This window comes from Nocardia gipuzkoensis, assembly GCF_021183645.1.
GTDB lineage: Bacteria > Actinomycetota > Actinomycetes > Mycobacteriales > Mycobacteriaceae > Nocardia > Nocardia abscessus.
The window spans coordinates 2338136-2361054 of the sequence record NZ_CP089225.1; the positions used below are offsets into that span (position 1 = coordinate 2338136).

21 protein-coding genes are annotated in these 22919 nt (G+C 68.8%); 10 read left to right on the forward strand and 11 right to left on the reverse strand.

The features are described from left to right. The first annotated feature begins 52 nt into the window (after positions 1–52). The 3 genes from trmB to LTT66_RS10735 are packed head-to-tail and all read left to right on the forward strand — an operon-like array spanning position 53 to position 4601. Positions 53–865, forward strand: a complete 813-nt coding sequence (gene trmB / locus LTT66_RS10725; protein ID WP_233066397.1) for a tRNA (guanosine(46)-N7)-methyltransferase TrmB — start codon at positions 53–55, stop codon at positions 863–865. Continuing rightward, positions 862–1590 carry an NYN domain-containing protein gene (locus tag LTT66_RS10730; protein ID WP_174189172.1) on the forward strand — a complete coding sequence of 243 codons (729 nt, stop codon included), beginning with the start codon at positions 862–864 and terminating at the stop codon, positions 1588–1590. Before trmB ends, LTT66_RS10730 begins: the two co-directional genes overlap by 4 nt. Continuing rightward, on the forward strand, positions 1590–4601 hold the full coding sequence (locus tag LTT66_RS10735; RefSeq protein ID WP_233066399.1) for an MMPL family transporter: 3012 nt from the start codon (positions 1590–1592) through the stop codon (positions 4599–4601). Before LTT66_RS10730 ends, LTT66_RS10735 begins: the two co-directional genes overlap by 1 nt. A 24-nt stretch (positions 4602–4625) precedes the next feature. Here LTT66_RS10735 and LTT66_RS10740 read toward each other — a convergent pair whose 3' ends face one another. Both LTT66_RS10740 and LTT66_RS10745 read right to left on the reverse strand, forming a co-directional pair. Then, positions 4626–6965: a DUF2339 domain-containing protein gene (locus tag LTT66_RS10740; protein WP_233066401.1), complete on the reverse strand. Its 2340-nt coding sequence runs from the start codon at positions 6963–6965 to the stop codon at positions 4626–4628. A 142-nt stretch (positions 6966–7107) separates the two neighbouring features. Further along, positions 7108–7560: a hypothetical protein gene (locus tag LTT66_RS10745; protein ID WP_233066403.1), complete on the reverse strand. Its 453-nt coding sequence runs from the start codon at positions 7558–7560 to the stop codon at positions 7108–7110. A gap of 372 nt (positions 7561–7932) precedes the next feature. On the opposite strand from LTT66_RS10745, the gene LTT66_RS10750 reads away from it, so the two are divergent. Then, positions 7933–9123: a helix-turn-helix domain-containing protein gene (locus LTT66_RS10750; protein ID WP_233066405.1), complete on the forward strand. Its 1191-nt coding sequence runs from the start codon at positions 7933–7935 to the stop codon at positions 9121–9123. Here LTT66_RS10750 and LTT66_RS10755 read toward each other — a convergent pair. Further along, positions 9120–9488, reverse strand: coding sequence for a MerR family transcriptional regulator (locus LTT66_RS10755; RefSeq protein WP_233066407.1), 369 nt, complete (start codon positions 9486–9488; stop codon positions 9120–9122). The genes LTT66_RS10750 and LTT66_RS10755 overlap by 4 nt on opposite strands. Before the next feature lie 148 nt (positions 9489–9636). Between LTT66_RS10755 and LTT66_RS10760 the strand changes: the two genes are divergently transcribed. Next, positions 9637–10128, forward strand: a complete 492-nt coding sequence (locus LTT66_RS10760; RefSeq protein ID WP_233066409.1) for a beta/alpha barrel domain-containing protein — start codon at positions 9637–9639, stop codon at positions 10126–10128. 9 nt (positions 10129–10137) lie between these two features. On the opposite strand, the gene LTT66_RS10765 is transcribed toward LTT66_RS10760, so the two are convergent. From LTT66_RS10765 to LTT66_RS10780, 4 genes are all read right to left on the reverse strand, one after another. Then, complete coding sequence (locus LTT66_RS10765) at positions 10138–10782, reverse strand: DUF1707 SHOCT-like domain-containing protein (RefSeq protein WP_195066505.1); 645 nt, start codon at positions 10780–10782, stop codon at positions 10138–10140. A 119-nt stretch (positions 10783–10901) separates the two neighbouring features. Then, entirely contained in the window at positions 10902–11567 is a 666-nt protein-coding gene (locus LTT66_RS10770) for a response regulator (protein WP_233066411.1), read from the reverse strand. A gap of 19 nt (positions 11568–11586) precedes the next feature. Further along, positions 11587–12780 carry a MacS family sensor histidine kinase gene (gene macS, locus LTT66_RS10775; protein ID WP_233066413.1) on the reverse strand — a complete coding sequence of 398 codons (1194 nt, stop codon included), beginning with the start codon at positions 12778–12780 and terminating at the stop codon, positions 11587–11589. Beyond that, positions 12740–14035 (reverse strand): AI-2E family transporter, encoded by a 1296-nt coding sequence (locus LTT66_RS10780; RefSeq protein WP_408638773.1) that lies wholly within the window; start codon positions 14033–14035, stop codon positions 12740–12742. The genes macS and LTT66_RS10780 overlap by 41 nt, the downstream gene beginning before the upstream one ends. A gap of 142 nt (positions 14036–14177) precedes the next feature. On the opposite strand from LTT66_RS10780, the gene LTT66_RS10785 reads away from it, so the two are divergent. Genes LTT66_RS10785 through LTT66_RS10795 form a run of 3 tightly spaced genes read left to right on the forward strand, consistent with a single transcriptional unit; the run spans position 14178 to position 17201 of the window. Beyond that, a complete protein-coding gene (locus LTT66_RS10785) occupies positions 14178–15698 on the forward strand; it encodes an adenylate/guanylate cyclase domain-containing protein (RefSeq protein ID WP_181722373.1) in 1521 nt (506 codons plus the stop codon). Positions 15699–15702: 4 nt separating this feature from the next. Next, a complete protein-coding gene (locus tag LTT66_RS10790; RefSeq protein WP_233066416.1) occupies positions 15703–16791 on the forward strand; it encodes a lysylphosphatidylglycerol synthase transmembrane domain-containing protein in 1089 nt (362 codons plus the stop codon). Between the two features lie 38 nt (positions 16792–16829). Then, positions 16830–17201 carry a DUF3054 domain-containing protein gene (locus tag LTT66_RS10795; protein WP_233066419.1) on the forward strand — a complete coding sequence of 124 codons (372 nt, stop codon included), beginning with the start codon at positions 16830–16832 and terminating at the stop codon, positions 17199–17201. On the opposite strand, the gene LTT66_RS10800 is transcribed toward LTT66_RS10795, so the two are convergent. After that, complete coding sequence (locus LTT66_RS10800; RefSeq protein WP_233066420.1) at positions 17202–18881, reverse strand: NTF2-like N-terminal transpeptidase domain-containing protein; 1680 nt, start codon at positions 18879–18881, stop codon at positions 17202–17204. A 375-nt stretch (positions 18882–19256) separates the two neighbouring features. On the opposite strand from LTT66_RS10800, the gene LTT66_RS10805 reads away from it, so the two are divergent. Together LTT66_RS10805 and aroQ are read left to right on the forward strand one after the other, a co-directional pair. Next, the gene (locus tag LTT66_RS10805; protein WP_233066423.1) at positions 19257–19856 is read left to right on the forward strand and encodes a hypothetical protein; all 600 of its coding nucleotides are present in this window, start codon (positions 19257–19259) and stop codon (positions 19854–19856) included. A 53-nt stretch (positions 19857–19909) separates the two neighbouring features. After that, on the forward strand, positions 19910–20365 hold the full coding sequence (gene aroQ, locus LTT66_RS10810) for a type II 3-dehydroquinate dehydratase (RefSeq protein WP_233066426.1): 456 nt from the start codon (positions 19910–19912) through the stop codon (positions 20363–20365). Positions 20366–20367: 2 nt separating this feature from the next. Here the strand turns inward: aroQ and LTT66_RS10815 are convergent, their stop codons facing one another. The 3 genes from LTT66_RS10815 to LTT66_RS10825 all read right to left on the reverse strand — a co-directional run bounded on the left by LTT66_RS10815 (position 20368) and on the right by LTT66_RS10825 (position 22823). Continuing rightward, complete coding sequence (locus tag LTT66_RS10815; RefSeq protein WP_233066429.1) at positions 20368–20814, reverse strand: nitroreductase family deazaflavin-dependent oxidoreductase; 447 nt, start codon at positions 20812–20814, stop codon at positions 20368–20370. Positions 20815–20973: 159 nt separating this feature from the next. Beyond that, complete coding sequence (locus tag LTT66_RS10820; RefSeq protein ID WP_233069118.1) at positions 20974–21780, reverse strand: ArsR/SmtB family transcription factor; 807 nt, start codon at positions 21778–21780, stop codon at positions 20974–20976. Positions 21781–21947: 167 nt separating this feature from the next. After that, positions 21948–22823, reverse strand: coding sequence for an NAD(P)-dependent oxidoreductase (locus LTT66_RS10825; RefSeq protein ID WP_233066431.1), 876 nt, complete (start codon positions 22821–22823; stop codon positions 21948–21950). Positions 22824–22919 lie beyond the last annotated feature (96 nt).

The window sequence follows — 22919 nt, forward strand, 5'->3', positions numbered from 1 at the left end:
CTCAGCGGCCCGTGCACAACCGCTTGCCGCACGGATCGCCGGATGCTGGACAATGGACGCCGTGAACGACGCCGCGAACCATACTGCCGAGTCAGTTCCGGGCCCGCCGTCCACAGCTTCGGCTCCGGCCGAGGGCGGGCCCGGGCACAAGACCGGCTCCCGCCTGTACCCACGAGTCACCAGCTTTCGGTCGCGCAGGGGCGCGCTGACCGCGACCCAGCAGCAATCCTGGGACCGGATGTGGCCGTCGATCGGCCGCGAGGTCGCCGACGAGCCGCTGGACGCGGCCGCCTGGTTCGGCCGGGACGCGCCGCTGGTCATCGAGATCGGCTGCGGCACAGGCACCGCGACGGCCGCCATGGCGCAGGCCGAACCGCACCTGAACCTGATCGGCATCGAGGTCTACCAACCCGGCCTCGCGCAGTTGGTGCAGCGCATCGAACGCGAAGGGATCGGCAACATCCGCCTGCTGCGCGGAGACGCGGTCGACGTGCTGGAGAACATGATTGCTGAACAGTCGCTCACGGGCGTACGCGTCTTCTTCCCCGACCCGTGGCCGAAGGCACGCCACCACAAGCGGCGGCTGCTGCAGCCCGCGACCGTTGCGTTGATCGCCAGCCGCCTGAAGCCGGGCGGTGTGCTGCACGTCGCCACCGACCATGCCGGCTACGCCGAACACATTCACCAGGTCGGAATGGCGGAGCCCCTGCTCAAAGGATTGAACGAGGCCACGGGCGGGGTCAGCGAACAGCATCGCGCCACGGCCCCCATCGGTTTCGAACGCCCCGTCACGAAATTCGAAGGCAAGGCACATCGCGCCGGTAGCGCCATCACCGAGCTCATATGGGGGAAGATCGACCGATGAGCGTCAGTGAGATGGCCCACGAAGTGGTCGATGTTGCCGGGGAGGTGCACGGAGGCGGAGCGGAAGGTCTGGGCGGCTCGGCGCCGGACGTGCGCCGCGTCCTTTTGGTGTGGGACGCCCCGAACCTCGACATGGGTCTCGGCGCCATCCTGGGCGGTCGGCCGACCGCGGCCTACCGCCCCCGGTTCGACGCGCTCGGCCGCTGGCTGCTGGCCCGGACCGCGGAACTCTCGGTGGGCGCGGTGCACCGGGTGGAACCCGAGGCCACCGTCTTCACCAACATCGCGCCCGGCACCGCCGACGTCGTCCGGCCCTGGGTGGAGGCGCTGCGCAACGTCGGCTACGCGGTCTTCGCCAAACCCAAGATCGACGAGGACTCCGACGTCGACGCCGACATGCTGGGGCACATCGCCCTACGCAGCCGTGGCGCGGGCCTGGCGGGCATCATGGTCGCCTCGGCCGACGGCCAGGCGTTCCGCGAACCGCTGGAGGAACTGGCCGCCAAAGGAGTGCCGGTCCAGGTACTCGGGTTCCGCGAGCACGCGAGTTGGGCCGTCACATCCGATACTCTCGAATTCATCGACCTCGAGGACATTCCGGGCGTGTTCCGTGAACCACTGCCCCGGGTGAGCCTCGACTCGCTGCCCGACGAGGGTGCCTGGCTGCAGCCGTTCCGGCCGCTGTCGGCACTGCTCACCTCTCGCCCCGCCCAAGGAGTCGCTTAGTGTTCACACGCTGGGGCGATCTGGTATACCGGCTGCGTTTTGTCACCATAGGCATCGTCGTGGCCGGTCTTCTGGCTCTCGGCGGCTACGGCCTCGGGTTGGAGGACCACCTCAGCTCCAGCGGGTGGGACGACCCGACCTCCGAATCGGCGCGCGCGGCGCGGATCAAAGACGGCGCCTTCGAGCGCGATCACAACTCCGACGTCATCGTGTTGTACACGGCGCCGGAGGGCAAGACCATCGATGATCCGGAATTCAGCGGCAAGATCGTCGAGAATCTTTCCGCCCTGCCCCGCGAGCACCCGGACGAGATCACCAAGATCAACGGGATCTACTGGCGCAACGACGCGAACATTCCGGTGCAGACCAGCGTTTTCGCGTCGAAGGACAAAAAGTACGCTTTCGCGTCCATCGCCATCAAGGGCGACAACGACACCGAGATGGTGCGTAACTACCGCAAGGTGAAGAACGTCTTCTTCATCCCCGGAGTCGACGTGCAAGTGACGGGGTTGCAGGCCGTCGCCGGCACGCTGAACGACACCATGGCCGACGACCAGAAGCGCATGGAGATCCTCGCCATCCCGGCCGTGGCCATCCTGCTCTTCCTGATCTTCGGTGGCATCGTCGCGGCCGGGCTCCCGCTGATCGTCGGCGGCCTCACCGTGATCGGCGCCTGGGGGATCGTCCGCTTCATCACCGAGTTCACCGAAGTGAATTCGTTCGTCTCACCGGTCGTCTCGATGATCGGCCTCGGCCTGGCCATCGACTACGGCCTGTTCATCGTCAGCCGGTTCCGCGAAGAACTCGCCGAGGGATACGACACCAGGGCGGCCGTCCGCAGATCGGTGATGACAGCCGGCCGCACCGTGGTGTTCTCCGCGACGATGATCGTCGCCAGCCTCGGCGGCATGCTGCTGTTCCCGCAGGGCTTTCTGAAATCGGTCGCCTACGGCGCCATCGCGACGGTCACCCTCGCGGCGCTGAGCTCGATCACCGTATTGCCCGCCATGCTGGCGGTCCTGGGCAAGCGCGTCGACATGCTGGGCCTCAAGCGGTTCCGCAAGACCAAGACCGCCGACGAGGTGGAGAGCGGCTTCTGGGGGGCCTCCACCCGCTGGGTGATGAAGCACCCGCTCAAGATCGCCATCCCGCTGTGCATCGTTCTGCTGCTGCTGATCATCCCGGTCAAGAACCTCAGTTTCGGCGGCATCAACGAGCGGTATCTGCCGCCGGACAATCCGACCCGGCTGGCGCAGAAAGAGTTCGACTCGGTCTTTCCGCTCCGCAAGTCGGACCCGATCGAGCTGGTTTTCGTGGTCGACGATCCCAGCCTCGCTCCCGCCGTGGGCAAGGTGGTGAAGGAGGCCAGCCAAGCGCCCGGCCTGGCCGGCGAATTCGCTTACCCCCCGAGTACGGCGCCCAACGACAAGACCATCTTCAAAACCTCCACACCATTGGCCAATTCGGAGGACTACGACCCGACCATCGATTACCTCCGCTCGATGGAGGTACCCGACGGCGTCACCATGCTCGTGGGCGGTCAGCCGACGATCCAGAAGGACAGCATCGACGCGCTGCTGAGCCGGATGCCCTTGATGATCGCGCTGGTGCTGTTCGTCACGACACTGCTGATGTTCCTGACCTTCGGCTCACTGGTGCTGCCGATCAAGGCCGCGCTGATGAGCGCCCTCGGTCTCGGGTCGACGCTGGGCATCTTGACCTGGATCTTCATCGAGGGCCACGGCGCAGGCCTGCTGAACTTCACTCCGCAGCCGATCATGTCGCCGGTGCTGGTGCTGATCATCGCGATCATCTACGGCCTGTCGACCGACTACGAAGTCTTCCTGATGTCGCGCATGGTCGAGGCGCGCGCGCAGGGTGCGAGCACCACCGAAGCCGTCCGGATCGGTACCGCGCAGACCGGCCGGATCATCACCGCGGCCGCGTTGATCCTGCTGGTCGTCACCGGTGCGTTCGCCTTCTCCGACCTCGTGATGATGCAGTACATCGCCTACGGCATGATCGCCGCGCTGTTCATCGACGCGACGGTGCTGCGCATGCTGCTCGTCCCGGCCACCATGAAGCTCCTCGGCGACGACTGCTGGTGGGCGCCGGCCTGGATGAAGAAGGTGCAGGAGAAGGTCGGGCTCGGCGAACCCATCCTCGACGACGAGCGCGTCGGCGGGGGCGACGTCGTGGACCTGGTCAAGACCACCCCGATCACCGACCCGGTGACCATGCAGATCCCCGCCGTCGCCGCCGCCAACAAGGTGCCGCGCAGGCGCAAGCCGCGTACGGTCGCCGAGATCGAGGCCGACGCGCCCACCAGGCGGCTGGACCGGATCCCGCCGTCACCCGCACCGCAGGCGCCGCCCGCACCGCCGCCGCTCGATCCGGCCAGGCAGCGCCCGGAACCGCCGAGGAATTCCACTCCCCCGCAGGGAGAGCCGATTCGTCCGCGGCGAATTTCGCAGGCTCCGAACGCGCCCCGTCCGGACCAGGCGCAGCTGTGGCCACAGTCGAGTCCCCCTCTGCCGCAAGATCCCCCGGCGCCGCGGCCGGTGCCTCCCACGGGTCTCCCGCCGGAGCAGAACGCACCGCACGTCAGTGTGCCGTCGATGATCTTCCCCGAGCACAGCCCGGGCGCGGCCGTCTCGCCGGTTACGCCGCCGGTGCCGCGACCGACTCACACACCGGAAGCCCGCCCACTGTCCGCCATTTCGCAGGACCCGACCGTCGACCTGGCACAGCAGCCCGCTGCGTCCCGCGAGGCGCGGTACTCGCCGCCCGACGTGCCGGGCGCTCCCGCGCATCGCGCGCCCGAGCCCGAGCCGCCCGTCGAGCCGAACAATGGACCGGACACCACGAATCGCAGCAGCATCGAGAGCTGGATGGCCGAACTGCGCTCTTCCCGGCGCCACATCGGCAGGCCCGAGGAAGGCCGGCACCACAGCGGCGACGGCCGCACGGTGAGCGTGAACGAACTCCTGCGCCGCCGCGACCGCGAGTGAACGGACGCCACTGATCGAGGTCGGCTACTCGGCATGCGGGTCACGACTCGCTCCCGCGTCGGCGAAAGCGCGGGCGTAGCGGGTTCCGGCCAGGAGCAGCAGGATGCCGACGACGAGGAAGGCGGCGACGCGGACCAAGCCGTCCAGGGTGGCCAGGTCGAAGAGGAACAGTTTGGCCAGAGCGGCTGCCGTGACCGGTAACCCCGAACCCAAGGCGAGTTTGGCTACGGCGGGTGCGGTGGCGAGCCTGCGCAGTCCGAACAGGAGGGCGCCGGTCGCGGCGGCCATCCACAGGATGGTCGCGCCGCTGTGGCCGATGAGGAACCCGTTCGGCGTACCGGTCGCGACGCCGATGGAGACGGTCGTCGCGGTCACCGCGTAGAGCCCGGCGACGCTCGCGGTGATCCATTGCCACTCACTGCCCGCGGCCGACCCGGCCATTCGCCGCGCGCACCACAGCGCGACCGCGACCACCCCGAGGGCGAGCACCGCGCCGAGCACGGTCGCCACGCCCAGGTTCGTCTCCGAGCGATGCTGCGAGGCGAGGACTTCCGGGCCTGCGATATTCAGCAACGCGAAGCCGCCGAGCACGGCGAACGCGGCGCCGATGCCGGCCGCGGTGCGGGAGATCCGCTGGCCCGCGACGCCGAGGAAGGTCAACGCGACCAGGAACAGTGCCGTGGGCAGCGTCCGGGTCTCGGTCGCGCCGACGCACGCCTCGAGCAAGGCGATCGAGCCCGCGACGGCGGCCACGAGTGCGGTGTGTCCGGGAAGGCGCACGGCCGCATTCAGTTTCGGCACCATGCTCATCGCGGCGACGAGCAACAGCACCGTGGCGGCGACCGTCGCCACCGCTACCGCGACGGCCCGTTCCTCGAACATCCCCGGGGCGAGCAGCACCGGCACGAGCGCTGCCGCCATTGTCAGCGAGGCGGTGAGATCGTCCGGCCTGTGCCGGACGACGACGATCGTCCCGGCGAGCCCGACCAGCGCGACCGCCGCCGCGGCGACGAGCAGCGTGATGCGCTCCCCGGCATCGGGTGTACCGACAACCGCCGCGGTGATGAACGCGAACGTCGCCAGCACGGCGGGCAAGGTCCGCGCCACATGCAGGTACGGCCAATTCCTGGTCAATTGCACCGGCACGCAGGCCGACTGCAACACGATCAAGAACGCGAGCAGCACCAGCCGTGTGGTCAGCACCGGGGACAGCGCCGCCGCGGCGAGCACCACCAGCACCGCGAAAGGCTGTGAGCGCCATTGCATCGCCAACGCTACCCCCGCGGCCGCGACACCGAACGCGACGGCGAGCCCGAGCACCGGATGCAGCCAGTGGTAGATGGCGGTCACCGCGACGACATCGAGATAGGCACCCGCGATGCCGGTGGCCGCCAGAGCGATACCGCCGACCCGCCCGCCGGTCTGCCCGAAAACCCGCACGCCCGCGCCCACCAGCGCCACCGAGAAAACCGCCCCGGCCACCACTCTCGGCACCGGTCCGAAGAACCCCGCCTGCGCGGCCAATACCAGCAGCATCGCGACGCCGATCAGCGTCACCCCGACACCGGCCAGCGCCAGGATCCGGCTGATCACCCCATCGCGCTGCCACCACGGCGTGTGCGGCACCGATGGCCTCGCACGCGGGGGAACGGGCGGACGCGGCGGCACCGCGCCCGGCATCAGCCCCTGCGCGTTCGGCGGCCACGGAGCGCCACCCCAAGCGCCGCCGGGTGGGGCGAAACGTGGTGCGTAGGCGGGTTGTGGCGGGGGAACGGGCATGCCACCGGTCGGTGAATGGCCGGGCCAAGGCGGCATGACCGGTGGTACCGCGCCGGAGGGCGCGGGCTCCGATCCAGCGAACTCACCTCGCGCGGGCGAATCGGTCGACGCCGCCCCCGCGACGGGACGGCCGGTCGCACCGGATGCCGGCTCCCCAGGCACACCCCACGCCACGCCGCTCTTACCTGGTACCGAACTCCGCGCGACCGGAGCGCCACCGCCCGCACCGGATGCCGATTCCACAGGCACACCCGACTCCCCGCCAGGTACCGAACCGCCCCCGACCGCAGCACCACTGGATGTCGATTCCGCAGGCGCACCCGACGCCCGGATACCGCCCCCACCTGGTACCGAGCCGCCCGCAACCGCAGCGTCCGGGACGCCGGATACCGAACCGCGTGCTTCCCCGGTCCCGAACGCACCGGGCGCCACCGATGGGCCGGAATCCCTCTGGACGCCCGAATTCGCGGCCACTTGCTCGCGCAGCAGCTCCAGATCCCGCCCGAGCACGCCCAGCTGTGTCCCCAAGGTGGTGAACTCGCCGGAGAGCCGCGCGAGCAGCACCGGATCGATGGAGGTAGTCATGCCTTCATGCTGGTTTCCGCGACGCGCGCGAGCATGAGTAGTTACCCCCGGTAGACAGCAGAGTTCTACCCGGCCGCCCAGGTGGCCCCGCCCGACCGGCCCGCACCCGTGCAGTCGGATACGGGCCGGTCGCGCCAGGTGGTCAGTGGGCGCGCAAACCGATGACCTCGTGGACGGCGTCGATCACCGCGGAACGAGACGGCATGCGCAGGACGCCCGGCGCGGGCTCGCCCGCCCAGTGCCAGCCGAGCGCCGAATCGGAACTCGGAAGCAGCACGATGCGACCGCCCGGGACCACGGTGACCTCGTGGCCCGCGAGGCAGCGCCGGACCGGTACCTCGACCGGCCGAGCGGGGCTCGGCGGCGTGACGAGAAAGGTCCACGTGCGTTCGCCCGGGTCGGCGATCACGGGGGCGGTGTGGGTGCGGCCCAACTGGGACAGCACCATCCGCCCCAGTTCCGGCGGCATGACGATCGCCCCGATGATCGAACCGGTGGTGACGGTCGGGCGGCCGGCGAGAAGCTGAACCGGCAGCCCGTAGGTATGCCGCAGCAGATGCGCGATTTCATGGGGAGTGTGACAGCCTTCGAACATCGCCCTACTCCGCATCGCAGAAGCCGAATACGGTCGAGACGACGGGCTTTCGGCGTAGCAACCCGCGCTGGTCACGCACCCGTGTTCTGGTGTTCGCGGACAGAGCGCTGACCTGGCGTAGCGATCGAGTTGCGCTGTGGCGCGCCGGTCGCGTGGTCTGTGCACCGGGCCGCCACGCGCGATCGGCGCGCCCGGCCTGCACGGTGTTATTCGGCATGATTTTCATCGCCGCCGCCCTTTGCAGTCAAAGTTGCAGAAAGGCAACGGTATTCCAACCAGCAGCGAACGAGTCGTACGCAATGTCCCACTTCGTTCGTACCGGATAACATAGCGTCGTACTCTGAAACCCAGATTTAACAAAAGGACTTGGGTATGGACGAATCGTCGATCGGAGTTCGGATCCGCCAGTTCCGCGGCAAGGCGCTGACCCAGCGCCAGCTCGCCGACCAGGCCGGAGTCAGTGTGGATCTGGTGCGCAAGCTCGAGCAGGGCGGCCGCCAGACCGCCTCCATCGCGAGCTTGCAGAAGATCGCGCGGGCCCTCGACGTGGACATCGCCGATCTGATCGGCAAGCGCCACGGCGTGCCGTCCGCCAACCCGGACGCGGGCATCGTGGCCATCCGCCGCGCCCTGACGCCGGTCGACGACCTGCTCGGCGAGACCAAGGAGGAGGCGGCGGTCAGCCTGGACGACGGTCGCCGCGCGGTCGAATACGCCTGGGGCGCCTACTGGTCGGGCCGTTACGAACTGCTGACCTCGATCCTTCCGCCCGGTTTGACCCAGCTGCGCGCCACCGTGCACTCCGCGCGCAACGGCTCGGTCGCGCCCGCCAACGAGTTGCTGGCCAGGATGTACTGGGTGACCGGATGCACGCTGGTGCATCTCGGCCAGACCGATCCGGCGTTCCTGGCGATCCGGGAGGCGCTCGCCGCCGCCGAGTTGGGTAACGACCCGCTGCTGCTCGCCACCATCCGCGGATCGGTCGCCTGGCAGTTGCTGATACAGGGCCGCTACGACGAGTCACGCGGTGTCGCGTTGAACGCGGCCGCGACCCTGGAGCCCTCCGGCGAGGTCACGCCCTCGCACCTGTCCGCCTACGGCTCACTGGTGCTGCAAGGCGCGACCGCGGCCGGCCGGGCGCAGGACGTCCACGACGCCTTGTCGCTGGTCGAGACCGCGAGCGAGGTCGCCCTGCGCATCGGCGCGGATCGGCAGGATTACGAGACCTATTTCGGCCCGTCCCAGGTCGTCATGCAGACAGTGGATGTCAACGTCTCCTCCGAGCGCTACCCGGAGGCGCTGGCCGCCGCCAAGGACATGCCGGTCAACGGCAGTCTTCCGCAGGCGTCGCGGGCACGCCACCTGGCCGACACGGCGGTCGCGCTCACCCGCACCGGAAGGCACCAGCGCGCGCTGGACGCTTTGCTGACCGCGGAACGGGTGGGCGGCGCGGACTGGTTGAAATACCAGACGCTGCCCCGCCATATCGTCACCGAACTGCTCGACCACGACCGCAAGGTGCCGCTGCGCGCGTTCGCCCGCCGGATCGGGGTCAACACCTAGGTCGCCGGCCGTTCGCCGGCTCGTTCGATAACCTCGTCCAGCACCTCGCGCGAGCGCAGCAGATCGGCGATGGTGCGGGTGATTCGCTCCCGCTCGGTTCGCAGCTCGGTGACCAGTGCGGGCGTGGCGTACTCGTTCGGACCGCCGTCCGTGTCGCGCATGCAGGGCAGGATCCGCGCGATCTTCTTGCTGGTGAGTCCCGCCGCGAGCAGCTCCTGAATGTGGATGACCCGGTCCACCGCCCGCTCCGGATAGTCGCGGTGACCGCCGGGCGTGCGCTCGGAGGCCAACATGCCTTGCTCCTCGTAATAGCGCAGCGACCGCTCACTCACGCCGGTACGCTCGGCGAGCTCTCCGATCCGCATCTGCCACCTGGCCTTTCACGTCCGGGCTTGGATCTCACATCAGTGTCAAGTTTTACCGTCTGACCCATGACGAACGCAGCGGACTCGGGCATCCGGACAACAGCGGGCTGACTCCGGTCCGCCCTCGCCGATCCCGCTGCCCGGCGCCGTGCACGCTCCCACCGGCGCGCAGGATGCCATCGTCCCGCTGGAGATGTCCACCGTCGATATCCGGGCCACCATCGCCGATTTCGTGCCGGCGGCCCGAAACGCCATAGCCGCGGGGGTGGAGGTGCACAGCGCGAATGGCTATCCCGTCACCGCGCTGGCCGACCGTGGCCTCGCCTACCTGCACTACGTCTTCGCCGACCCGGATCATGCGCTGTTGCAGCGCATCCGGGCGCTGTGGCCGGGCGTACTGATCGCCGACCCGAACCTCGGCTGGGGCGTCCCCCCGGCCCGAGGACGGCGGCAGGCAAGCCGCGCAGCGCCTGCTCGCGGGCGGCGCCGACCTGATCTCGCTGGGCCGTTCCTTCCGGCCAACCCCGATCTGGTCGAGCGGTTCCGCACCCCTGAACCCCGTGCGCGACGCGTACCTGATGTACGTGGGCGGCGCCGAGGGATACACCGCTACCCGGCGCTCGCCCCCGCGGCGGGCTGACTCCTGGGCTCAGCGCCCTATCAACCGGCGCCACTGCGCGCTGAACGGATGCTTCGCGGTGACCGAGCCGAATCGCATCCGGCCGTGCACCACCAGGTGCAGCGGGCCGAGCGGCGGCCCGGTGCGGACCTTGTTGTTCACGCTGGAACCGATCAACTCCAGCCCGTTCAGGTCGACGGTGGCCTCCGCGGGCACGATCAGGGTGAGCGATCCGCAGAAATCATCGACGCGGATCTCCACCACCTGGGTCGACATGATCGCCTCGGTGAAGTCCAAGGTGACCCCGGACATCCAGTTGTTCAGGTGCAGCGTGGGCGGCACCTGCCACGGACCGCGGCGGTTCACCCCGGACATGCGCGAACGGATGACGTTTCCCACGGAGTTCGCGCCGGGCACGGGATGGGCCCGCGCGGCGAAAGCGGGCGCGGAGTTCACGAACGGCGACCGCGGTGCGGCGGGTTGCCCGACCAGGCGGACCCCGGGCAGATCGATGAGTACGGCGTTCAGTTCGCCACGGGTCTTGGCGGCCAGCGCGGTGTCCATCCGCTCGGTGAACTCGCCGAGCGAGAGCATGCCGAGGCCGACCGCGCGCTGCAACAGCTGACCGACGTGTTCGCGCTCGGCGTCGGACACGCGCAGTTCCCGGTCGCCCACCGCGCCGCCGGAGCCGACCGCATTGGATACCGATTCGGGGCCGCCCATACGTTCGAGGTTACCGAGCGCGCGGCCACGGCCGCATCAGGGCGATCCCTGATTCGGGGGGTTCGCGTGGGCTATTCCAGCCCCTGTTCGATGGCGTAGCGGGTCAACTCGACCCGGTTCGCCAGCTGCAGTTTGCGCAACGTCGCCTGCACATGGTTCTCCACCGTGCGATGGCTCAGACCCAGCCGCGCCGCGATCTGCTTCGCGGACAGTCCTTTCGCCACCATCCGCAGGACCTCGGTCTCGCGCTCGGTGAGCGCGGGCCGGTGCGGCTCGTCGGGTCGCGCGGGCGCGGTCGCCATTCGCCGGTATTCGCCGAGCACCAGGCCCGCCAGGCCGGGCGTGAACACCGCTTGACCGGCGGCGGTGGCGTGCACGGCAGCGATGAGCTCGGCCGCCGACGCGCTTTTGACCAGGTAACCCGAGGCGCCCGCCTTGATCGCGTCGAGCACGTCGTCGCGTTCGGCGGACGCCGACAGCACCAGCACCCGGGTCTGCGGTGACACCGCCAGTACCTCGGCGGTGGCCTGCGCTCCGTTGCCGTCGGGCAGTTGCATGTCCATCAGCACCACGTCCGGGCGCACCGCCGCGGCGCGCCTGGCCGCCGAGCCGACCCCGTCGGCCGTGGCGGTCACCTGGAATCCGGCCTCGGTGAGATCGCGGGAGACGCCGTCCCGCCACATCGGGTGGTCGTCCACCACCATCACCGAAATGGAACCGGCCGCTCGGTCCGTCATCCGTGTCTCCCGTCTACGCTCATTTCGGCACCCGGAATTCCCATTCGGTACCGAACCCGACCCCGCCGTCGATCTCGGTGAGCAGGTCCGCGCTGCCGCCCAGGGCGGCGATCCGCCCGACGATGGACCGGGAAACCCCCATCCGTCCTTCGGCTTCCGCCTCGGCCAATCGTCCCGGCGGGATGCCGACGCCGTCGTCGCGCACACTGATCACCAGTTCGTCGCCGGTGTCCTCCAACAGCACATATGCCCGAGCATCGGGTCCGGCGTGCAGTGCCACATTGGACAGCGCCGTCGCCACGGCCGAGGCGATCTCGTTCGCCATCCAGCGGCCGACCCGTACCGGATCGCCCGGCGTGGACACCGACACCGTGGGCGTGGACTGCGCGGTCAGCAAGGGCCGCAGGTCGACCTCGGCTCCGCCCACGTCCCGGTGATCGGCCTGCTCGGTGATCAGCACGCGCAGCGCCACCTCCTGCTCACCGGCGCGCAGGGCCAATTCCTCGGTGGGGCCGCCGATCTCGCTGCCACGGCGCTTGATGTAGCTGAGCACCTGCAACACCCCGTCGTGCACCTCCCGGGAAAGCCGTTCACGCTCCTCGGCCGCCGCGGTCAGGCGCACCGCTCGCTCCAGTTGGTCCTGGGCGCGGCGCGCGGTGTTCGCGGCCAAGCCGAGCGCCAGACCCACCGACACGAGCACCGGCACCGTCGCATCCGTCCACACGTCCTCACCCCACTGATCGCGCACGGTCAACGACACCGCGGCGATCAGTGCGCCGGACAGCACGCCCGCGAACGGTCCGCGCAGGATCGCCGCGCCGATCACCGCGTTGGTGGCCCACAGCGTGGTCGGCAGCGTCTGATGCCCGTGGTACCACCCGTAATCGGCGACCAGCCGCGTGGCGGCCATCAGTCCGATCACGACCACGTGGTCGCCGATCACCACCCAGGTGCGCAGCCGGGCCACCTCGGGGAAACGCCACTGCGACAGCATGATCGCCGAAGCGCCCGACCACACCGCCATCAGAGCGACGAGCACCCAGCTCAACCGCTGGTTCGTGTAGTACGGCACCGAGGCGACCTGCTGACCGACCGCGTACAGCAGCGTGACCAGCCGCAGCGCCTGGGCGGCCCGCCACAGCGGTGTGGTCGCCACGTCGGCCGAGCGCAGCTCAGTCCTTCGCCGTGCCGTCGGCGGCTTGCGCGCCGTCATCGGACTCCGCTTTCTGCTGCACCGCTTTCCGCTCCACCGCCCGCTTCTGCGACGCCTCCATGAGCGTCGCGGCCAGGTCGAACCGGCCGGGATCGGGTCGATCCGGATCCGCCGAATACAGCCCGCGATGGTCGTCGCCGGTCTGTAGTTCCTCGTACAACTCCTCGGGACTTTCCAGCAATGACCGGATCGCCGTGTTCATCACCGCGACGAGCGGCACCGCGAGCAGACCGCCCGCGATCCCCCCGATCACCAGGCCCGCGGTGATCGCCAGCACCACGGCGAGCGGATGGATGCTGACCGCCCGTCCGAGCAGCAGCGGTTGCAGCACATGGCCCTCGAGCTGCATGACCGCGATGATGATGCCGAGCACGATCAGTGCGGTGACCAACCCTTTGGTCACCAGCGCGATGAACACCGCGATGAACCCGGCCAGAAACGCGCCGATGATCGGGATGAACGCGCCGATGAACACCAGCGAGGCCAGCGGAAGCGCCAAGGGCACCCCGAGAATGGCCAGCCCGGCCCCGATGCCGATGGCGTCCACCGCGGCGACCACGACGGTCGCGCGGACGAATCCGACCAGCGTGCCGAACCCGAGCTGCCCGGCGGTGCGCACCCGCTCCCGGTGGTCGGTGGGCACGATCCTGGTGACGAACTCCCAGATCTGGTCGCCGCCGTAGAGGAAGAAGATCAGGATGAACAGCGTCAGGAAGGTGCCGGTGAGCAGTTCGGTGATCACGGTGGCCGTGGTGAGCGCCCCGCTGGTCAAGCTGTCCTGATTGGACTGGATCGCCTTGACGATGGCGTCGCCCGCGTTGCGGATCTGCTCGTTGCTCAGATGCAGCCTGCCGTTGATCAGCCAGTCCTGGATCTGATGGATGCTGTCGGTGAACTTGTTCGACAGCTGCGGCACACCGGCGACGAACTGTTCGACGACGAAGGTCATGATGCCCGCGACCACGCCGATCGACCCGACCAGCGCCACGAAGACACCCACCCCGCGCGGCACGCCCAGGCGCTGCATCCAGTCCACCAGCGGTGCGAGCAGGGCCGCCGCGAGCAGCGCGATGGCCAGCGGGATGACCACGGTGGCCAGCTTCTGCACGATCGCGGTGACCGCTATCGCCAGCGCGAACAGCACGAGCAGCCGCCAGCCCCACTCCGCCGACACCCGGACGATGGGATGCACCGTATCCGCCGCGGGCCGTGCCAGCGTGATTCTCCGCTCTGGACTTGACTTCGGGTCGGTCACCTTCGTGAGCCTAACCGGCTCGGCCGAACCCCGTCCGCGATCAGCGGCGGCACGACCGGCGGCCAGCGCCCCGGACATGCCGACATGATCGAAACGCTAGATTGGACCCGTGTCAGCGCCTCTGGAAGCGGTCAAACAGACCATGCGAACGCGCTGGCCGCTGTACCTGACATCGATGCTGCTGGCGAACGCTTTCGGCGCGGTTCTGTTGTGGGCCTTCATCCAGTACGGACTACCCGTCCCCGAGGGCGAGCCCTCCGGTGCCAGGCGCGCCGGCCTGCTCATCCCGGCCGTGGTCTTCGTGACCGGCGGCCTGCTCAGCATGGCCGCCTCCGCGTTGATGCTGCGCCCGGTGATGCGCTGGCAGATGCGCGGCGGACCGCCGAGCCGCCAGGAGCAGATGGCCGCGCTGCACGCGCCGCTGCGCCAGGCGATCCTGCATCTCGCGCTGTGGCTGATCGGCGGAGCCGTGCTGGCCACCCTGATCATCAAGGACACTCCCGCCCTGGCAGGCGCGGTCATCGTCACCGAATGCATGGCCGCGACCATCGTGTTCGGTTTCACCTACATGCTGGGCGAACGCATCCTGCGTCCGGTCGCGGCCCAGGCGCTGACCGAAGGCACCTTCGACCACACCCTCACCCCCGGCGTCGGCACCAGGATGGCGATGACCTGGGGCATGGGCACCTTCGCGCCCACCATCGCGATCGTGCTGCTGTGCGTCACCCAGATCTCCTCGGACGTGAAGTTCTCCGCGCAGTCGCTGGCCATCTCCATCCTGCTGCTGTGCGGAGTGGTGATCATGCAGGCCCTCGCGCTGTCCATGCTCACCGGCTCGAGCATCTCCGACCCGGTGCGCCAGCTCAGCCAGGCCATCGACCGGGTCCAGGCCGGGGCGCGCGACGTGCAGGTCGAGGTCTTCGACGGCAGCGAGATCGGCCTGCTGCAGGTCGGCTTCAACCGGATGATGGAAGAGGCCGCCAAGCGCCGCCAGCTGCAGGAGCTGTTCGGCCAGCACGTCGGCGAGGAGGTGGCGCAGCGGGCGCTGGACTACGGCACCGAACTCGGCGGCGAGACCCGGTTCGTCGCGGTGCTGTTCGTCGACATGGTCGGCTCGACCGCCGCCGCCGCGGAGCGCCCGCCCACCGAGGTGGTGAGCCTGCTCAACGAGTTCTTCCGCATCGTGGTCGATGTGATCGACCGCCATCACGGCTTCGTGAACAAATTCGTCGGTGACGCGGCGCTGGCCATCTTCGGCGCCCCGCTGGACCGGCCGGACGCGCCGACCGCCGCGCTCGCCGCCGCGCGCGAACTGCGCGAGACCCTCCGGGAAGTCCCCGGCCTGGACATCGGAATCGGCGTTTCCGCGGGCTTGGCCGTCGCGGGGAACATCGGCGCCGCCAACCGCTTCGAGTACACGGTGATCGGAGATCCGGTCAACGAGGCGTCCCGTCTCACCGAACTGGCCAAAGAACGTCCCGGACGGACGCTTGCCTCCGGCAGCGCGCTGTATTTCGCCGAGGAAAGCGAGCAGGACCAGTGGGAGACCGGCGACGAGGTGCAGCTGCGCGGCAGACGCAGGAAAACGCTGTTGGCCTGGCCACGAGAACGGGCCGACGCGCCCGACGATACCGATGTCGAAACGGCGCGTTCGTTAGGCTGACCGCGTGACGGCCGACGGGGAACTGGCAGGAGATCCTGCGCCGCCGCCCACGGCGGGTTCCCGCCGTGGCAGATTCCGCTGGGTGAAATGGGTGCTGGGGGCCGCCCTGCTGGCCCTGCTGATCGCCGAGGGCGTGTATCTCTGGCCGCGCTTGCACGAATCCTGGCGCAAGCTCACCGAGATCCACTGGGGCTGGCTCGCGGCCGCGATCTGGCTGCAGGCGTTGTCGATGAGCGGCTTCGCCAGGGTGCAGAAACAGTTGCTCAGCGCGGGCGGTGTCGCGGTGAGTCAGCGCAGGTCCGTCGCGGTGGTCTACGGCGCGACGGCGATGTCGGTGACGCTGCCCGCGGGCCAGGTGTTCTCCACCGCGTTCACCTATCGGCAGACCAGGCGCTGGGGCGCGAGTCCGATCGTCGCCTCCTGGCAGCTGGTGTTCTCCGGCGTGGTCGCCGCGGTGGGGCTGGCGCTGCTCGGCGTCGGCGGCACGCTGCTGGCGGGCGGGCGAGTCGGCCCGCTGAAGCTGATCCTCTCGCTGGCCGCCGTGGTTGCCCTGGTGTGGGCGGGCAATCACGTCTCGCGCAAACCCGGTTCGCTCGAGGCGCTGCTGCGCAAACTGCTGGCGCTCGCCAACCGGGTGCGCAAACGCCCGCCCGACCACGGCGTGAACAAGATCGCCGACGTGCTCGACCAGCTGGAATCGGTAGAGCTCGGCAAGCGCGACGGCGTCTTGGTCACGCTCTGGGCGCTGGTGCACCGTTTCGCCGACGTGGCCTGTCTCGGCGCGGCCTGCTACGCGGTCGGCGCCGATCCGCGCATCGCCGGACTGCTGCTCGCGTTCGCCGTCGGCAAGGCGGTCGGATCCATCCCGTTCGCGCCCGGCGGCATCGTCTACGTCGACGCGACGCTGATCTACGGTCTCACCGCGGCGGCGGGCCTGCCCGCCGCGCAGGCGGTCGCGGCGGCATTCGTCTATCGGATGGTGAGCTTCATCCTGGTCGCGATCGTGGGCTGGATCGTCTTCCTGTTCCTGTTCCGCACCCCGCAGGCCGACGACGCGGAGTTCGAGAAGGAATTCGAGCAGCGGCGGCTGTGACCGCCGGCCGCGCCTCGGCTCCCGTTACGCTGGCCCGCGTGAGGAAACTGTGGCCGTTCCTGGTCGATGCGCTGCTCGTGGTCGTGTTCTGCGCGATCGGCAGACGCAGTCACGACGAGGCGGTGCTCGCCGGACTGCTGCGCACCGTGTGGCCGTTCGCGACAGGGTTGGTGGCGGGCTGGCTCGTCGTGGTGTGGCTCAGGTCGCGCGCCGCCGCGGGCGACGCGCGGTTCGACATCACCGCCCTGTGGCCCAGCGGGGTCGTGGTCTGGGCCTGCACCCTGGTCGGGGGCATGCTGCTGCGCGTGGTCAGCGGTCAGGGCACGGCGGTCAGCTTCGTGCTGGTCGCCGGGGTGGTGCTGGCCGTATTCCTGCTCGGCTGGCGCGCGGTGCACAAAGCCGTGCGGTGATCACGGTTCCGGAGTGGCCAGCGCCTGCAGCATCCTGGCCGCCATCCGCGCCGTCGCGTCCTTGCTGTCCACGTCGTTGATGTGGATCGCGAAGACCAGATCGCCCATCGACCCGATCAGCCACCCGTCCGGGCCCGCCGTCGCGGCGAACGCGTCGACGTCCCGGTAGCGGCGCACGCTCGCCAGCTCCGGCGTGTTGGCCGCGTCGCGCAGCATGCCGCGCAACCGGTCGGCGGTCTGCGGTGGCAGCGGGTCGAGCTTGGCATCGGTGGCGCTCGGGCGTCCGGCCTCGATCATCGGCGGCGGCACCGTACCGCGCACGATCGTCGCCGCGGCGATGGCCATGCCGAACGGGCTGGCCAGCACGGCGTCCGAGCCACCGCCCTGGAGTACCTGCTCGGCGCTGCGCCCCGCGGTGGCCAGGCGGCCGGTCACCTCGTCCAGCCCCGGCACCTTGAAGTCGATGCCGACGCCGAGCGCGGTCGCCGCCTCGGCCACGTCCTGCACGGAGACGTCCTGCGGCGCCTTGCCTTTCGCCGACGCCGCGACGGCGCGGAACAGCTCCATGTTGCCGCCCACCGGATACAGCCCGGTGAACGCCACCGAGCCGTGCTCACTGGCCTGGCTGTTCTGCGCGACCGCGACCACCGCTCCGCTGGACGGCTGGATCGCCACGATGGAGGCCTGCGTCGCCACGCTGACCACGGCGTCCTCGGCGGCACGCTGTAAGCGCTGGTCCATCGTGCCCGCGATATCCGGTCCCGGCGGCCCCTGCTGACCGGCGAGCTGGGTGATGAACCGCCCGTCCTGCTCGAACAGCTGGACGCCCCATCCGGAATGCGCCTCCTGGCTCTCCTGCTGCACCTTGCGCAGTGCGTCCAGCATCGGCGACCAGACCCGGCGGTCGGCGGAGATCAGGCGCGGCTGCTTCTCCATCACCACACCGGGAATCGGCGCCATCCGCGGTTCCAGGATCGCGAAGTCGCCCTCGCGCAGATTCACCGCGACGATCGGCTTGCCCTGTGATGTGGCCAGCTGCTGCATCAGCGCCGGACCGGTGATCAGCGGCGCGACCGGCTCGATGGCCCTGGCCAGCGCGTCGGTCGACGCGACCGGGTCGGGCATCTTGGCGGGATCGAGCTTGACGACGTTGATCACCTGCTCGGTCATCAACGGCTCACCGGCGATGTCGTTGACCCGCGGCGCCGGTGTCGGGTAGGTGCGCGCCAGCCGCACCGTCCGGTTGTGCGCGAGCTGCGGCATCACGACCGCGGGCTCCCAGGAGATCCGCCAGCCGATGGCCAGCTTGCGCACGTTGCCCTGCACGCTGTAGTTCCAGTTCTTCCGCTCGCCGAAGCTCCATTCGACGTCCATGCTGAAGATCGCGGACTGCGCGTCCAGACCGATGAACTGGGTCTTGCGGTAGTCGACCTCGCCGCTCTGCAGGCCGCTGAACATTTGCTTGAGGGTTGCCGAGGCCGCAGTAGGGTACGACGTCAGGTCTGCCGCCTTCGTGTAGTCCTGATCGTCGAGCAGATCCGTGAAGCGCTCTACGACCGCTTCGGCTTCGTTCTGCTTCTCGTGTATCCCGCACGACCCGATCCCGAGCGCGAGCGCCGCCACCCCCATGAGTGCCATTGCGCCGCGAACACGAAAGCGGCGGGATCCCCACACGTCCATGTCGCCCACTCTTCACTCTTGTCACTCCAGTAACAAGACCACCGTACCCGAAAAAGACCAGACCGCGATGCCTCCGTAGCGCGGACGTTACCCATGCTCAGCATCCCAATTCTGCCCCGGGATCTCGCATCTCGGGTGGCCTTTCATGATCATCGTCCAGCCGGTCGGCGGCAACCGGCGCCGCTACCGTACCGGCCTTCCCGAAAAGTCGCGCGGTTACTACCGCAGTCGACGTTTCGAATCAATAAATACCCCGAAGCGTGCGGATCGAAGCAATCGGACCCCTGTTCGCACAGAGCGGAACCCGCGTACCGAGTTGCGAAGTAATCTTGTAATCAATGAAAGCAACGCACCACGGTAAGTAGGTGACCCACCATGAGAAACACACACCGCGGCGGCCGGGGTTTCGGTCGCACGGGCGGCTGGCAGCAGGCCGACCTGCCGGACCCCTCGGACGTGCCCGACTGGTTCGCCGGAAGGTTGCCCAGTGACTGGTTCACCGGTCCGCCGGTGATCGAGATCGACCGGGACGAGATCGTGGTCATCGGTGAGCTGCCGATCCCGCAACCGGAGAAGCAGGCCACCGACGAGGCCGAGGCCCCGGCCGACGAAGTGCCGCGCGCGACCAAGGAGGGCGCGGTGGCCCGGTTCCGCGAGTCCACCCGGCCCGCCCGGATGCAGATCGCGAACGAAGCGCAGCACCGCTACCGGCGCAATGTGGCCTGGGGCGTCTCCGTGGACGGGGAACGGACCCTGTTCACCCACCTGGCCGTTCCCGTCATGACCCGCCTGCGTCAGCCGGAACGCAAGGTCCTCGACACCTTGGTCGATGCCGGTGTGGCCCGTTCCCGCGCCGACGCGCTGGCCTGGACCGTGAAGCTGGCGGGCAAGCACGCGGAGACGTGGCTGGAGGAACTGCGCGAGGCCATGCGCAAGGTCGACGACCTGCGCTCGGAAGGTCCGCAGGGGCTGTAAGCCAGGCCGGGCCCGGTCGAGGCGGCGCGGTACGGCGCGGTATCTTGCCGTGCATGGCTGTGACCTCGGACGCGACACCGGGCCCGATCCTGGTTCTCAACGGCCCGAACCTCAACATGCTCGGCACCCGGCAGCCGGAGGTGTACGGGTCGGCCACCCTGGACGACGTCGTGGAGTTGTGCAAGCGGACCGCGGCGAGGTTCGACCGGGAGATCGTGGCCTTCCAGTCCAATTCCGAGGGCGCGCTCATCGATCGCATCCATCAGGCGCGCGGCGCCGAGTCGGGCATCGTGATCAATCCCGGCGGCCTCACCCACACCTCGGTGGCGCTCCGGGACGCGCTGGTGATCCCGGAGCTTCCCATCGTGGAGGTGCACATCAGCAATGTGCACGCCCGCGAGGAGTTCCGGCACCACTCCTACATCTCTCCGATCGCGACCGCGGTGGTCGCGGGAATGGGCATCCAGGGTTACGCCGCCGCCGTCGAATTCCTGGCCCGCTCGGCCTGAGTTCACCGCAGCTGGAAGACCGGAAAACCCGGCGCGATAGCGGCGAGTTCCTCGTCGGTGGCGTCCTTGGTCACGCCCTCGAAGAATCTGCCGACCTCCCAGCCCCACTTCCTCAGGTAGAGGCGCAGCAGCGGCACCTTGTCGGCATCGGCCACCTCGGTGGCGGTGAACGTCTCGGCCTTGCGTCCGAGCCGCAACTCGCCCCCGCCCGCCGCGCGGAGGTTGCGCACCCACTGCGTGTGCCCACGCGGCGCGACGAGGAAGCGTTCGCCGTCTTCCCGCACCATCACATTGACCATCGTCGTGCGCCACTCCCCGCTCTTGCGCCCGCGTACCGCGAGCAGCCGCGACCCCATCACGCTGATGCCCAGCTTGGGCAGCAGATTGGCGATCCGGTTGAAGATCGCGTCGAATCCGGCGGGGCCGATGTAGCGGGTACTGAGGTCCATGACAACTCCTTTGTGAGCACTGCTCTCTATAGAGAGAAGTGTTCCACGGAGTGTGCGATGAAGTCAAGAGCACTGCTCTCTGTTAATGGGCCTGCCCGCGATCGTGCGAACACTTCTCGTGCGCATTCCGCGAGCGAGTCCTCGACCACGTGCCGTTGATCATGAGTTCACAACCGGGGCCGGGTCCGGCAACGGTTGCCCTGTCTCCAGCAGCGTTTTCAGGTTGGACAGGATGCCGGGCCAGCCGCCGCTGATTCCTTCCAGCACCGGACTTCCGGGCTCGAAGCCGTCGTGCACGACCGTTAGTTTGACGATCTCGCCTTGGGGCTCGATCTCGAACGTCACCTTCGATCGCGGCTCGCGCGCCCAAGCCGCGACGTCGTCGGGGTTCATCTCGAAAGTCGCGGCGAAGGCCGGGTCGAAGGTGTGCCAGGTGTAGGAGAGGCGGCGGTAGGGATCGGCTTCGAGGACGACTTGTTCGGGGTCCTTGCTGGTCCAGTCCTGCTGATGCCAGACCATTTCCGAGCCCGGACGCCAGTCCGTGTCGAAGCCGGCGCCCCAGTAGCGATTGGTGAACGCCGGATCGGTCAGCGCCTGCCACAGCTTCTCGGCAGTGGTCCTGATGTAGGTCGTGTAGACGAATGCGTTGTCGCCCATGGGTTCTTCCTCCAGTGCTCGCTTCAGGTCGGCGAGTGCGTTCACCCGCGCGCGGTCGTACCGGTTGATCCAGCGGTCGGCGATGGCCTTGATCGGCTCGGCATTGAGGTAATGCAGCTTTTCCCGGCCGCTGCGCCGGGTGGTGATGAGGTTGGCCGTCTCCAGTACCGCGAGATGCTTACTCACCGACTGGCGGGCCATCGCCAGCCCGGCGCACAACTCCCGCAGCGTCTGCCCATTGCGGGCGTTCAGGCTGTCCAGCAACCGCCGCCTGCTCGGGTCGGCCAGTGCTCGAAACACCTCGTCCATCGCCCACCTTCCCAACGTGCAGCCTTCTGGCTGCCTATTGCCACAATAGGCAGCCACATAGCTGCATATCAACCCCTGAAATCGAACCGACCTCGCAAAGGCGGTGGTTTCCGCACCTACGTGCGTGGAACCCACCGGCTCTGCGAGGTCAGATCCGGGATCGGAGGTCAGGGATTGCGAAGGAGGGCGTAGGTGGAAACGGGTGTCCCGGCCTCCTCGCTGGCGGCGATGGCTTTACGCCAGAGCGCCTGGGCGGCGTGCGAGAGAACGGCGTCGACGCCGACTTCCTCACTCGCGTCGATGACGTGCTGCGCGCCCGCGTCCATCATCTTCAGACTGGCCAGCGAAGCCCAGCCGCCGTTCTGGTTGGCGACCGAGAACTCCTCCATGAAGTAGGGGAAGGCGGCGGCCGAGCGGATCGCGAACGGCACGAACGCGGCGATGTCGTGACCGGCGCGGTCGATCATCGCGGTGGCCTGGTCGAAGGCGAGCAACCAAGGATGGAAGATGGTCAGCAGGCCCTGGTAGAAGACCTGTGCCAGACCGTCGTCTTCGCCGAGGTATTCCTGCGGGCTCAACGGTCGCAGCAGCTCGGCGTGCGCGTCGAAGACCTCGCGGGGACCGCTGTAGAAGATGTAGGACGCCGGGTGCACGATATTGTCCCCCGCCGACATGACGCCGCCGGAGAGGAACTGGGCGCCGTGCGAGCGAACCCACTCCGCGCCCTTGCGCGCCTTCTCCGGCGAATCGGAGGACAGATTCGCGATCACCTTGCCCTTCAGGTGGCCGGTCGCCTGGCCGAGCACGTCGTACATGGCCGCGTAGTGGGTGAGGCTGAGTACGGTGACCTCGTTGGCGTCGAGCGCGTCGGCGACGGTCGCGGCGCGCTTCGCGCCGAGTTCGACCATGGCGTCGACCTTCTCGGGGCTGCGGTTCCACACCGTCACCTCGACGCCGGCGTCCAGGAAGGCCCGGACCATCGCCTGCCCCATCGGCCCCAGGCCGACGACGGAGACAGCACGGGCGGTGGTCTGCTCGGACATGATGGGTCCCTTCGGTTCTCGTTGGATGTTCGGGTCGGCGCCGGAATCCATCGTCGTTCTCGCAGGTAGAGTCGGGAAGACCGAACGTCGAGGTGC